Below are 13,369 nucleotides of genomic sequence, written 5' to 3'. Positions count from 1 at the left end.
CATGTTCCATTCGGGAGACAATGAGATGAGCGCCGACTTCAACGAAACGCGGGTTCCGACGACGGACTGGCAGGCCTATCGCGGCGTGCTGTCGCGCCGGATTTTTGCGTTTCTGATCGACTATGCGATCGTCGCCCTGCTCTGGATCCCGGCCGCCGTGATCGTGTTCTTCCTCGGCATCCTGACACTCGGCCTCGGCTTCTTCCTCTATCCGGCGCTCTTCGCCATTGTCGCCATGCTCTATTTCGGCCTGACGATGGGCGGCCCGAGCCAGGCGAGCGCAGGCATGAACGTGATGGGCCTCGCACTTGCCCGTGTGGATGGGCGCCCGATCGACTTCCTGACGGCAATCGTGCATCTCGTGCTGTTCTGGATCGGCAACGCGCTTCTGACGCCGTTCATCGTGCTCGTCGGCCTCTTCACCGACCGTGGCCGCCTGTTGCACGACCTCCTGCTTGGCACCGTGGTGGTGCGCCGGGACCGTTACTGAGGACGAGGCGCCCTCACCGCGCGCGCGATCCGTTGTCCCGGTCGATTCCGGCCGGAAGGGTCGCGCCCCAGTTGACCTTTTTTTGAACTAGGCCATGGTATTGGCATAGAAGTGTCACACAGCGACGGAGTCGCCCCACGGCCGATGAATACGCAGGCAACACCCTCTCCGCAATTCTATCTCACCGCGCCGGCGGCCTGTCCCTATCTGCCGCAGGAGATGGAGAGGAAGGTGTTTACCCATCTGGTGGGCGAGCGTGCGCCGGAACTGAACGACCTCCTGACGCAGGGCGGGTTTCGCCGCTCGCAGAACATCGCCTATAGACCTGCCTGCGAGACCTGCCGCGCCTGTATTTCCGTGCGCATCCTCGTCAATGAGTTCGAACCGCGCCGCTCGATGCGCAAGGTGCTGGCCGCCAACGCCGATCTCATTTCGCACGAATATCCGGCCGAGCCCTCCAGCGAGCAATACTCCCTCTTCCGCCATTATCTCGATGCCCGCCACCAGAAGGGCGGCATGTCCGACATGTCGGTGCTCGACTATGCGATGATGGTGGAGGACACCCATGTGCACACCAAGATCATCGAATACCGCCTGCGCGAGGAAGGCTCGGGTCTGAAGGAACGGCCGCAGGGCGAATTGCTCGCCGTGGCGCTGACGGACCGCATGGGCGACGGCCTGTCCATGGTCTATTCCTTCTACAATCCCGAGGTGGCGGACCGCTCCCTCGGCACCTTCATGATTCTCGACCACATCCGCCGCGCCAGAATGCTCGGCCTGCCGCATGTCTATCTCGGCTACTGGGTCAAGGGATCGCGCAAGATGGACTACAAGACGAAGTTTCTGCCGCAGGAACACCTGATGCCACGCGGCTGGGAGCGCTATGACGGCGAGACCAACGATACCTGAAGCCATATCGGCGAAAGCCCGACCTGCTCCAGAAACATTGTATTCAACGCCTTTCCAGCTTCTAAACCCGGTCCCGCCGTGCCCTCGACAAGCGATCCCGCCCTTCACCGCAAGGGTCTTCTCATCACCGCCATCGGCGGCCTCGCCCTCTCCTTCGACATTCCGCTGATCCGCGCCGCCGGCGGCGACGTCTGGTCGATGGTCGCCGTGCGGAATATCTCGGTTTTTGTTGTGGCGATCGCGCTCTGGGCCGGTCTGAACTTCGTCCTGCGCCGCAGGACGGTGCTCGTTCCCGGGCGCATCGGCCTGCTGATCGGCCTGTGCTACGGCATCAACGGGCTGACCTTCATGCTGGCGGTGTTCAACACGACGACGGCCAATGTCGTCTTCATCCTCGCCTTCACGTCGATGTTCGCCGCCATCCTCTCCTGGATCTTCCTCGGCGAGCGCCCGAGCAACGCCACGCTGCTCACCATGGCCGCCATGGTCGCGGGCGTGCTTTTGATCGTGCATGACGGGCTTTCGAGCGGAAACCTCTTCGGCGACGCCATGGCCCTCTGCTCGGCGCTGGTGCTGGCGACCTCCTTGACACTCAGCCGCAGGAGCAAGGCCGACATGGGCTTCGTTCCGCTCGTTGCCGCCGTGCTCTCGGGCGTCGTTGCGCTGTTCTTTCTGCCGCCCGGCGGCCTTTCGATCGCCGAGCCGGTCTATATCCTCCTCAACGGCCTCGTGCTCCTCCCCCTCGCCTTCTGGTGTCTTGCAACCGGCCCGCGCTACCTTTCCGCCCCGGAAGTCGGCATGTTCTATCTCGTCGAAACGGTGCTCGCCCCCATCTGGGTCTGGGTCGCCTTTGCCGAAACCCCCACCACGCAAACCCTGATCGGCGGCACGATCCTCATCCTCGCACTGCTCGCCCACTCGCTGTGGCAGCTGCGCTCCAGGGCCCGCGCTGCGGAGAGGGATGCCGCGGTTGAGCTTCCGTCTGCGGGGTAAATTGAAGTGAGGGGCGAGCCGTGTTATAACTCGGTTATAACAAAGTGCACCATGAACATCACTATTCGCAAGATCGGCAATTCCGAGGGCATAATCATCCCGAAAGACGTCCTTGACCGTATGGGTGTCAAGGCTGGCGATGAACTGATCCTTTCTGAGGAGGACGGCAAGATCAAGCTGGTCCCGCAAAATACCGACCTTGCGGAACAGTTGAAGGCCGCTCGCCGCGGCATGGAGAAATATCGCGTCGCCCTGCGCGAACTCGCCAAATGAGGGACATCAAATGGCTTTCGCGCCAAACCGTCGAGGTCATGCGTGATGAGCAGCTTCGCGAGCATGGCGGGCTGGCTGGCCTCAAGGACGAGAACGCCCTCGAAGCCGCGTTAGCTCGCCCGATCAACAAGGCCATCTATAGTCAGCCCGATGTTTTTGAACTCGCCGCGGCCTACCTGTACGGTATTGTACAAAACCGTCCATTTTCAGACGGGAACAAGCGAACCGGCTTCCTCGCCGCGTTCACATTTCTGATGCTGAACGGTTTCTTGATCGAAGCATCACAAGCCGATGTCATCGCGTTCGTCCTCGCCGTCGCAGCCGGCGAGATCGATGAGGAAGGCGCGACGCGCTTCCTGCGCGACGTCAGCCTTCCCTATTCCGTTTGATCAGCCGCTGAACTTTCCGCTGCGCGGGAAACCCTTGGGAACAGTGCGGCCGGCGCCGGCGCGGTCGGCGAGCCACTCGGCGAGTTCGTCCTTGCTGCGCACGAAGTTGCGGCCGGCGCTGTCGTCCCAGGTGAGGCCGTCGGCGATGGCGAAGCAGCGCAGATCCGACACGCCGCCGTCCTTGTAGCGCTGCAGGCGGACGCCCTTGCCGCGCGACATCTCGGGAAGCTGCGCCAGCGGGAAGACCAGCATCTTGCGGTTCTCGCCGACAACGGCGACGTGATCGCCGCGCACCGGCACCACCAGCTTGGCCTCGTCGGGCATGCCCACATTCATCACCTGCTTGCCCTTGCGGGTGTTGGCGACCATCTCGGTTTCGGCGACGACAAAACCGTTGCCGGCCTGCGAGGCGACGATGACCTTGCGCGAGGCGTCATGCACAAAGGCGGTCAGCACGTCCTGGTCGTTCTCCATGTCGACCATGATGCGCAAGGGCTCGCCATGGCCGCGACCGCCGGGCAACTTGTCCGCGCCGAGCGTGAAGACCTTGCCGCCCGTCGTCATGATCAGCACCTTGTCGGTCGTCTGCGCCGGGAAAGCCACCTTCAGGGCGTCGCCCTCCTTGAACTGGAGGCCGGACGTATCGGCGATATGTCCCTTCAACGCGCGGATCCAGCCCTTTTCCGAGATGACGACCGTAACCGGCTCCTTCTCGATCATCGCCTGCTGGATGGCCTCGACATCGGCCTCCGGAGCGCTGGCAAACTGGGTGCGGCGGCGGCCGATCTCGGTGGCCTTGGCGAATTTCTTGCGGACCTCGCCGATTTCCCAGGCGACGGTCTGCCACTGCTTCTCGTCGGAGGCAAGCAGCGCCTCGATCTCCGCCTTCTCCTTCGACAGCGTGTCGAATTCGGTGCGGATCTCGAATTCTTCCAGCTTGCGCAGCGAGCGCAGGCGCATGTTGAGGATCGCCTCGGCCTGCACGTCGGTGAGCGAGAAGGTCTCCATCAGGGAGGTCTTCGGCTCGTCCTCCTCGCGGATGATGCGGATCACCTCGTCGAGGTTGAGATAGGCGACGAGATAACCGCCGAGGATTTCGAGGCGGCGGTCGATGGCGGCAAGGCGATGGCGCGAACGGCGCTGGAGCACCTCGCGCCGATGGGCGAGCCACTCGACGAGCACGTCCTTCAGGCCCATGACCTTCGGCACGCGCCCCATCGAGAGCACGTTCATGTTGAGCGGAATGCGGTTTTCCAGCTCCGACAGCTTGAAGAGCGATTCCATCAGGATCGTCGGATCGACGGTGCGGCTCTTCGGCACCAGCACGATTCGCACGTCTTCGGCCGATTCGTCCCTGATATCCTCGAGCAGCGGCAGCTTGCGGGCGATGAGCAGCTCGGCGATCTTCTCGATCAGCCGCGACTTCTGCACCTGGTAGGGAATTTCGGTGACGACGATCTGGTAGCCGCCGCGGCCGAGATCTTCCGTCTCCCACTTCGAACGCACACGAAAACCGCCGCGTCCCGTCTTGTAGGCCTCGATGATGCTTTCGCGGCTGTCGATGATGATGCCGCCGGTCGGAAGATCGGGGCCGAGCACGAACTCGGTGAGCTTTTCGACATCGGCATCCGGATGACGGATGAGATGCAGCGCCGCGTCGCACAGTTCATGCACGTTGTGCGAAGGGATCGACGTCGCCATGCCGACGGCGATGCCGGAGGAACCGTTTGCAAGCAGGTTCGGGAAGGCGCCCGGCAGGACGATCGGCTCCTCGTCCTCCTCGTTGTAGGTCTTGCGGAAGTCGACGGCGTCCTGGTCGATGCCTTCGAGCAGCAGCGTCGCGACCTCGGTCATGCGCGCTTCGGTGTATCGGTAGGCGGCGGCGTTGTCGCCGTCGATATTGCCGAAATTCCCCTGGCCGTCGACGATCGGATAGCGCTGCGAAAAATCCTGGGCGAGGCGCACCAGCGCGTCATAGACCGACTGGTCGCCGTGCGGGTGGAACTTACCGATGACGTCGCCGACGATACGCGCGCATTTCTTGAACGAGGAATTGGACCTGAGGCCCATTTCGCTCATCGCATGGATGATGCGGCGGTGCACCGGCTTCAGGCCGTCGCGCACATCCGGCAGCGCGCGCTGCGTGATGGTCGACAACGCATAGGCAAGGTAGCGCTCTTCCAGCGCCGCCTTGAGGTCGACCGGCAGGATATTGTCGTCTCCGCCATCCGGCGGCAAAGTGTTCTGTCCCATGGGTCTTGACTAGCGTTCCTGCCGATTCGCGGCAAGGAAACCGGGCGTTCAGCCTGTGGATAGCGCTTTGTAAAGCCTAAGTCGGAAATCCGGCCGGCGGCAGAGATTTCCATGGAAAGTTCCAACGGCCCGAATATAGTCGCCGCGCCGCACGTATAGATGCGGTAACGGCAAGGCAGCCGTCCAAAAATCCAGAAAGAGAGCCTAACATGATGCGCACCTCCCATTTCCGCACCCTCCTCGCCGGCGCCGCGCTCGCCTCCCTGGCAAGCCCCGCCTTCGCGCTCGATGGCGCGGATCTGCTGGCCAAGCTGAATGCCACCTATGCCACGAGCGGCGTCACCATCAGCTCCTCGAACGTCGCCGTCGACGGCTCGACCGTGACGCTGGACAGCGCCGAACTGAAGGCCACCGGCTCGGAAGCCCCGGTCAAGCTCGGCACCATCACCATGGATGGCGTCGAGGAAGACGGCGAAGGCGGCTACACCGTCGAGACCGTTTCGTTCCAGGACATCAACGTCACCGAAGCGGATGCCACGGTTTCGGCTAAGGACATCGCCATCAACGGCGTCATCATTCCCGGCACGGTCGTTCCCGGCACGCTGGAATCGCTGCTGATGTACGAATCGGCCACCGCCGGCCCGGTCTCCGTCACCTCCAAGGGCAAGGAAGTCTTCTCCATGTCCGGCATGGAGGCGAACATCAAGCGCATGGACGCCGATGCCGGCCTCGAATTCGACGCCACGCTGTCGGACCTGAAGGCCGACCTCACCTCGGTCGAAGACCCGAAGGCCAAGGACACGCTCGCCAAGCTGAACATGCAGACACTGGAAGGCAAGGTCTCGATGTCGGGCAGCTGGGAACTTGCCAGCGGCAAGCTCGCCGTCGACGAATACGCCTTCGACTTCAAGGATGTCGGCCGTCTCAACCTGGCGCTGGAGTTCTCCGGCTACACGCTCGACTTCCTGAAGAGCATGCAGGAGGCCATCAAGGCCGCCGAAGCCAATCCGAACAAGGAAGAGGCCAACGCCGCCATGGGCATGTCCATGATGGGCCTCGTGCAGCAGCTGACCTTCAACAGCGCCTCCATCTCCTTCGAAGACGCCTCGATCACCAAGAAGCTGCTTGACTATGCCGGCAGCGAGCAGGGCGTTTCCGGCGACCAGATGGCCCAGTCGCTGAAGGGCCTCATCCCGATCATGCTCGCCCAGCTGAACATGCCGGATCTGCAGAACCAGATCGCGGAAGCCGCCAACGCCTATCTCGACGATCCCAAGAGCATCACGATCAGCGCCGAGCCGAAGGAGCCGGTACCGTTCCCGATGATCATGGGCGCCGCCATGGGTGCACCGCAGACCATCCCGCAGGTTCTCGGCGTCACGGTTACGGCCAACGACGAGATGTAAGACATTCGGTTGATCGACCGAAAAGGAAAGGCCCGGAGCTGACGCTCCGGGCCTTTTGCGTTGAGAGACTTGCCTCAGTGAGCCGGGGCCGCCTGCGGCACCGACCATTCGACGCGGCGCGTCGCGTACATCGTCGCTGCGATGGTGACGAAGGAGATCAGCGCGCCGGCGAGCAGCGCGTATTCGTCCTCGCGCAGCACCAGATACATGACGCCATAGGCCGAGAGCAGCACCGCGCCGAGCGACAGGCCGTTCCTGCGGCTGCCCGTCGCGCTGCCGAGATAGGCGGCGATCAACAGGGTCGTGGCAAGCGAGGCTGCGGCATAGGCGATGGTGAAACCGGTGTGTTCGGCAAGCGCCAGAAGCAGCACGTAGAACACGATGAGCGCAAGCCCCGTCAGCACATACTGGATCCAGTGCACCATGCGCCCGCCCTTCAGCTCCACGACGAAGACGGCGAGAAAGACGAGCGAAATGAAGCCGATCGAGTATTTCAGCGTCCGCGACACCACCTGATAGAACTGCACGGGCTCCACGAGGTTGATGCTCATCATGCTGCCCGACAACGGCAGGGTCGGGCCGGCAGCGACGCGATCGATGCCACGGGCGAGATAGGGGATCGTCCACTTGGCCGAAAAATCCGACGCGGTGACGGTCTTCTGCTCCGGCAGGAAGAGGCCTTCGAAACCGGGATGCGGCCAGTTCGCCTTGGCCGAAAAGGTCGTCGTCTGGCCGGCGGGCGCGACGGCGAAGCTGCGCGAACCGTTGAGCGACAGGGCGATCTCGAAGACGAAACCGTTTTCGATGAGCGGGCGTTCGATGAACCGGTGCACGCCTGCGCTCGTTTGTGGTGTGGCATAACCCTCCACGCCCGTGCTCGCCATCGCGGAAATCTGCCGCATGCCGGGATCGAACGGACGCGCGACCCCGTTGTCGATCCTCACACCGGCATCGGAGCGGATGCCGGTGATGTCGTTGATGTTGAGCACCAGAAACGCCCGGTCGAGCTGCGGCGTGCCGTCGAATTGCGCAAGGTCCTGCAGGATGTTGCCGGCAAAGCGGCCCTTCAACGTCAGCGCGCCGTTATAGACCGGCAGCGTGTAGATGGAGAGCTTGCGCTCCTCCGCCTTCAGATCGGCCGTCACGTCGAGTGTTTCCGGCATGACGAGCACCCATTCGGTCACCCGCTCGACGACCGTGCGCGCATCCATCGTGCGGCTGCGCTCGACCTCGAAGGGTACCGCAAGATAGGGGCCGTTGATCGCCTGGTCGCCGCCCCAGCCGTTGGCGATGCGCCGCGAGACATCGGCCGCGCGCTGTGCGCGCTCCTCCGTCAGGCCCCAGACCAGGAGCAGCGGCACCAGCAGCGCCACCGAAATGATGCCGATCATGATGAATTTGACGCCGGGCGAGCGCAGGAACGTGGCAAGATTGCCGCGCGGCTCGATGGGCGGCATCTGCCTGCTCGATACGGGAATGGGATCGTCCGCTTCCGTCGATGTCATGAAAAGTCCCTCCAGTCGTGAATCGCCTCTTTCGGGCGCATCTTCACGCTAGGGGTGCATTTCGACTGATTGTGCGCCGAATTGGGATCGACTGGCGGCGAATTCACGGCATTGTGGCGTCCGCGCAAAAGGAAAGGGCCGGTGTTTCCACCGGCCCTTTCACAGGAGACAGCCGCGAAGGCTCAGTCCTTCTTCTGCGAGGGAACGACGCGCAGCGCCAGTTCCCGCAGCTGCGCCGGGGCGGCCGGCGACGGGGCGTTCATGAGGAGGTCCTGTGCCTGCTGGTTCATCGGGAACAGCGAGATCTCGCGCAGGTTCTTCGCGCCGACGAGCAGCATAACCACGCGGTCGATGCCGAAGGCGCAACCGCCGTGCGGCGGAGCACCGTACTGGAAGGCGCGGTAGAGGCCGCCGAAGCGCTCTTCCACGTCGCCCTGCGAGAGGCCGACCTTCTCGAAGGCCTTGACCATCAGTTCCGGCGACTGGTTACGGATCGAGCCCGAGGCGATTTCGAAGCCGTTGCAGACCGCGTCATACTGGTAGGCCTTCAGCTCCAGCGGATCCTTGCTGTCGAAGGCCTCGAGGCCGCCCTGCGGCATGGAGAAGGGGTTGTGCGCGAAGTCGATCTTCTTTTCGTCTTCGTTGTATTCGTAGAACGGGAAATCGACGATCCAGCACATTTCGAAGCGATCGCGGTCGACGAGGTTCAGCTCCTCGCCGGCGCGCGTGCGGGCTTCGCCGGCGAACTTGTAGAACTTCGCGGGATCGCCGGCGACGAAGAAGCAGGCATCGCCGTCATCGAGACCGAGCTGCTGACGGACGGCTTCCGTGCGCTCTTCGCCGATGTTCTTGGCAAGCGGGCCGGCGCCTTCGAGCTTCTCGCCCTCCTTGCGCCAGAAGATGTAGCCGAGGCCGGGCTGGCCCATCGACTGTGCCCAGGCGTTCATGCGATCGCAGAAGGCACGGGAACCGCCGGTCTTGGCCGGGATCGCCCAGACCTGGACCTTCGGGTTCGAGGCGATCATGTTCGCGAAGACCTTGAAACCGGAACCGGCGAAATGATCGGTGACGGCCTGCATGACGATCGGGTTGCGAAGGTCCGGCTTGTCGGAGCCATACTTGCGGATCGCCTCGTCATAGGGGATGCGCGGCCACTTCTTGGTGACCGGCTTGCCTTCGGCGAATTCTTCGAAAACGGCCGTCATCATTGGCTCCATGGTCTCCCAGACGTCTTCCTGGGTGACGAAGCTCATCTCGACGTCGAGCTGATAGAATTCGCCCGGCAGGCGGTCGGCACGCGGATCTTCGTCGCGGAAGCACGGCGCGATCTGGAAGTAGCGGTCGAAACCGGCAACCATCAGCAGCTGCTTGTACTGCTGTGGGGCCTGCGGCAGCGCGAAGAACTTGCCTTCGTGGATGCGCGAGGGCACGAGGAAGTCGCGCGCGCCCTCGGGCGAGGAGGCGGTCAGGATCGGCGTCGTGTATTCAGCAAAACCCGCCTCACCCATGCCCTTGCGCATGGAGGAGATGATCTGCGTGCGCTTGACGATGTTCTTGTGCAGCGTCTCGCGGCGCAGGTCGATGAAGCGGTACTTCAGGCGCACGTCTTCCGGATAGTCCGGCTCGCCGAAGACCGGCAGCGGCAGTTCCTTGGCGGCCGAGAGGACTTCGATGTCCTGCGCGTAGAGCTCGATCTCGCCGGTCGGCATGCCCTTGTTGACGGTATCCTCGGTGCGTGCCTTGACGAGACCGTCGATGCGGATCACCCATTCGCCGCGCACGGTCTCGGCTTTCTTGAAGGCCGGCGAATCGGGATCGGCGACGACCTGGGTGATGCCGTAATGGTCGCGCAGGTCGATGAAGAGCACGCCGCCATGATCTCGAACGCGGTGAACCCAGCCGGAAAGACGGACGGTCTGGCCGACATCGGACTTGCGGAGGGCGGCGCAGGTGTGGCTGCGGTAACGGTGCATCGTGGTATCCTGAAATGCTGATAGGCCGCGCGGGAAGAACCCGGCGCGGCGACCAAGAAAAATCGCGCGGAAAAGCGCATGGCCGACGCTGTTTGTCAAGGCTTGCGGGTCTTTTGCCGGGAGGGTGCCGGCTGTCCCCGCCCCTCATCCGGCTGCCGCCACCTTCTCCCCGCAAGCGGGGCGAAGGGGATATGCCGCACCGTTTTCCTTCGTCATCACCGGTTCGTGGGGCACGTCCCCTCTCCCCGCTTGCGAGGCGAGGGCCAGGGTGAGGGGCTACGCCTTGCTTCCAGCCGCGCCCCGGAAACGTTCTGCATCCCGACCGCGAACATGATCCCGGCGAGGGATCAGCCGAACTCCCCACGGTGCAGCATCAGCCATTGCAGCATGACGATGGTCTTCGCATCCTGGATGCCACCGGTGGCGATGAGGCCGTAGGCTTCGTCGATCGGCAGTTCGACGACCTCGATATCCTCGCCCTCCCCGTCGACGCCGCCGCCCTCGCCGTCACGCGCCGTCGCGTCGATACGGGCAACGAAGCAGCCGACGCGCTCCGTCAGCGTGCCGGGGCTGGAATAGATGTCGAAGAGGTGGCGCACGTCGCGCACCGCATAGCCGGTCTCCTCCATCGCCTCGCGAGCGACGGCCGCCTCGGGCGCGTCGTCGTCGAGCAGGCCCGCCGGCACTTCCGCAAGGAAACCGTCCGGATGGCCGCCGAAGAAGGCGCCGGGACGGAACTGCCGCACCAGGATGACCGACTGGCGGACCGGATCGACCAGCAGCACGCAGGCCGCCGGGCCATGGTCGTGCACCTCGCGATCCAGCTGCTCCACCCGGCCGTCCGCCCGCCTCTGCTCGACCACGACAGTGCGAAGATGGATGAAGCGCTTCCAGACCGTCTGCTGATCGACGATACGGACGGCGGAGGACATGTCGGACGTCATGAAAAATCCTTGCGTGACGTTCAGGCCTTGCGCAGCCAGACGCGGTTGTCGTGGAAGGCAGCGCCACCATAGGGCGCGACCGGGTCGGCGCCGGTCAGGACATTGATGCCCTCCCCGTCGAGATGGGCGGAATTCGGCCAGATCCCTTCGGCGATCAGTACACCCGGCTTCACGCTGTCTGTCACCTTGGCGTGCAGGCGGATGTCGCCGCGGACGTTGCCAAGCTGCACGATATCACCCTCGGCTACACCGCGCGCCGCCGCATCCTCGGGATGGATCATCACCTCCGGCCGGCCCTCGCGTTCGCGCGAGCCCTTCGTCTCCGTGAAGGTCGAGTTGAGGAAGGTTCGGGCAGGCGACGTGGCGAGACGGAAGGGGTGATCCCCATCCGGCGTCTCGATGATCGCCACATGATCCGGGAAGGTCGGCAGCGCCTCATGCGGACCGAAGGCGCCGAGCACCTTCGGCGGCCGGTTGGGCGCGGGCGTGTTCGTCCAGTTCGGCCGGAAGCGGAACTTGCCATCGGGAAAGCCGAAGCCCTTGGAAAAATGTGCGGTTTCGAAATCCGGCTGACAGTCGATCCACTTCTCCTCCTTCAGGCCGTCGAAATCCCGCTCGTAGTAGGGCAGCATGCGGGTGATGTGCTCCTGCTCGGAAAGCCCGAAGCCCGGCATGTCGCCGACGCCGAGACGCCTGGCGAGCTCTTCGATGACGAAAAGATTGGTGCGTACCGTTTCGGGCGGCTCGACGAGCTTCGGCCCGAGCAGGATGTGCTGGTGGCCACCGCCGCGATAGATGTCGTCATGCTCGACGAACATGGTGGCCGGCAGCACGATATCGGCAAGCTTCGCCGTATCGGTCATGAAATGCTCGTGCACCGCCACGAAAAGGTCGTCGCGCAGAAAGCCCTGCTTCACCAGGCGTTGCTCCGGCGCGACATTCGCCGGATTGGTGTTCTGGATCAGCATGGCGTTGACCGGGCCGCGCCCGCGCAACGCGACGGCATCGCCTGTCAGGATGCGACCGATCTGCGACTGGTCGAGCATGCGGATATCGGGATCGACGAGCTTCGCGCCTGTCAGCTCGCCCTTGCGTAGATGGAAGATCGCGGAATTGCTGTGGAACGCACCGCCGCCCTCATACTGCCAGGAACCGAGCACGGTGGCGATGGAGAGCGCCGCATGCATGGAGACGGCACCGTTGCGGCTGCGGGTAAAACCATAGCCGAGGCGGAAAAAACTCCGTTTTGTTTGCCCAACGAGAGCGGCGAAGGCCTCGATTTCGTCCACCGTCAGACCGGTGATTCCGGCCGCCCAGGCCGGATTGCGGCTGGCAAGATGCGTCTCGAGACCGGCCGGGTCGTCGGCGAATGCCTCCATATAGGCACGGTCGGCATAACCGTCGCGGAAGGCGACATGCATGACGGCGCAGGCGAGCGCGGCATCGGTGCCGGGCCGAAGTTTTAATGCAAGGTCGGCCTGCTTCATCGTAGGGTTGTCGTAAATGTCGACAACGACGATCTTCGCCCCCCGCTCCTTGCGCGCCTTCACCGCATGGGTCATCACGTTGACCTGGGTGGAGACGGCGTTTGTGCCCCAGATCACCACGCAGTCCGATTTTGCCATCTCGCGCGGATCGGGTCCGCGCAACGTTCCGGCGCCCATGGAAAAGCCGGTCCAGGCGGGATTGGTGCAAATCGAATCGAAGAAGCCGGAATAGCGTTTCGCATGACGCAGACGCTCGATGGAATCGCGCTGCACCAGACCCATCGTTCCGGCATAATAATAAGGCCAGACCGCCTCGCTGCCATGGGCCTGCTCGGCCTTGACGAAGCTTTCCGCAATGGCGTCGAGCGCCGCCTCCCAGGAAATGTCGGCCCATTCGCCGCCGCCCTTCTCGCCCCTGCGCACCAGCGGCTTCATCAACCGGTCCGGATGGTAGAGGCGATCGGCATAGCGGGCGACCTTGGCGCAGATGACGCCGGCCGTGTAGCTGTTGTCGGCGCTGCCCTTGACGCGGCCGATGCGTCCGTCTGCGCCGATCTCGACATCGAGAGCGCAGGTGGAGGGACAGTCATGCGGACAGGCCGAGTGGCCGATACGCGGTTTTCCGAGATGGGGGGTCGCAACGTTCATGGCTTTTCTATATTGCAGAGCACGAAGTGCCAAAAGGCAAATCATTCTACCATTGCAACAATTCATCGTCGCATCAGCGCGGATGATCGTGGGCGTCGC

At 63.5% G+C, this 13,369-nt stretch carries 11 protein-coding genes; 6 read left to right on the top strand and 5 right to left on the bottom strand.

Features of this window, described 5'->3' with window-relative positions; genetic code table 11:
- Positions 1 to 25 precede the first annotated feature (25 nt).
- From AKG11_RS03325 to AKG11_RS03305, 5 genes are all read left to right on the top strand, one after another.
- Positions 26 to 490 carry an RDD family protein gene (locus tag AKG11_RS03325; protein ID WP_023516918.1) on the top strand — a complete coding sequence of 155 codons (465 nt, stop codon included), beginning with the start codon at positions 26 to 28 and terminating at the stop codon, positions 488 to 490.
- Between the two features lie 144 nt (positions 491 to 634).
- Positions 635 to 1,399, top strand: coding sequence for an arginyltransferase (locus AKG11_RS03320; RefSeq protein WP_023516919.1), 765 nt, complete (start codon positions 635 to 637; stop codon positions 1,397 to 1,399).
- Positions 1,400 to 1,477: 78 nt separating this feature from the next.
- Positions 1,478 to 2,392: a DMT family transporter gene (locus tag AKG11_RS03315; RefSeq protein WP_050742923.1), complete on the top strand. Its 915-nt coding sequence runs from the start codon at positions 1,478 to 1,480 to the stop codon at positions 2,390 to 2,392.
- A gap of 51 nt (positions 2,393 to 2,443) precedes the next feature.
- Complete coding sequence (locus tag AKG11_RS03310; RefSeq protein ID WP_050742922.1) at positions 2,444 to 2,665, top strand: AbrB/MazE/SpoVT family DNA-binding domain-containing protein; 222 nt, start codon at positions 2,444 to 2,446, stop codon at positions 2,663 to 2,665.
- Positions 2,662 to 3,054, top strand: coding sequence for a type II toxin-antitoxin system death-on-curing family toxin (locus AKG11_RS03305; protein WP_050742921.1), 393 nt, complete (start codon positions 2,662 to 2,664; stop codon positions 3,052 to 3,054). Before AKG11_RS03310 ends, AKG11_RS03305 begins: the two co-directional genes overlap by 4 nt.
- On the opposite strand, the gene parC is transcribed toward AKG11_RS03305, so the two are convergent.
- On the bottom strand, positions 3,055 to 5,307 hold the full coding sequence (gene parC / locus AKG11_RS03300) for a DNA topoisomerase IV subunit A (RefSeq protein ID WP_023512799.1): 2,253 nt from the start codon (positions 5,305 to 5,307) through the stop codon (positions 3,055 to 3,057).
- A gap of 209 nt (positions 5,308 to 5,516) precedes the next feature.
- On the opposite strand from parC, the gene AKG11_RS03295 reads away from it, so the two are divergent.
- Positions 5,517 to 6,713: a YdgA family protein gene (locus AKG11_RS03295; RefSeq protein ID WP_023512798.1), complete on the top strand. Its 1,197-nt coding sequence runs from the start codon at positions 5,517 to 5,519 to the stop codon at positions 6,711 to 6,713.
- 74 nt (positions 6,714 to 6,787) lie between these two features.
- Here AKG11_RS03295 and creD read toward each other — a convergent pair whose 3' ends face one another.
- From creD to AKG11_RS03275, 4 genes are all read right to left on the bottom strand, one after another.
- Positions 6,788 to 8,218, bottom strand: a complete 1,431-nt coding sequence (creD, locus tag AKG11_RS03290) for a cell envelope integrity protein CreD (RefSeq protein ID WP_050742920.1) — start codon at positions 8,216 to 8,218, stop codon at positions 6,788 to 6,790.
- Between the two features lie 182 nt (positions 8,219 to 8,400).
- Entirely contained in the window at positions 8,401 to 10,191 is a 1,791-nt protein-coding gene (aspS, locus tag AKG11_RS03285; RefSeq protein ID WP_050743156.1) for an aspartate--tRNA ligase, read from the bottom strand.
- A gap of 347 nt (positions 10,192 to 10,538) precedes the next feature.
- Entirely contained in the window at positions 10,539 to 11,135 is a 597-nt protein-coding gene (locus AKG11_RS03280) for an NUDIX domain-containing protein (RefSeq protein WP_050742919.1), read from the bottom strand.
- A 20-nt stretch (positions 11,136 to 11,155) separates the two neighbouring features.
- The gene (locus AKG11_RS03275; RefSeq protein WP_371260037.1) at positions 11,156 to 13,270 is read right to left on the bottom strand and encodes a molybdopterin-containing oxidoreductase family protein; all 2,115 of its coding nucleotides are present in this window, start codon (positions 13,268 to 13,270) and stop codon (positions 11,156 to 11,158) included.
- Between the last annotated feature and the right edge of the window lie 99 nt (positions 13,271 to 13,369).

This window comes from Shinella sp. SUS2, from assembly GCF_001262505.1.
GTDB lineage: Bacteria > Pseudomonadota > Alphaproteobacteria > Rhizobiales > Rhizobiaceae > Shinella.
Note: the sequence above shows the minus strand (reverse complement) of the source record. Positions and strands in the feature narration are given on the sequence as shown.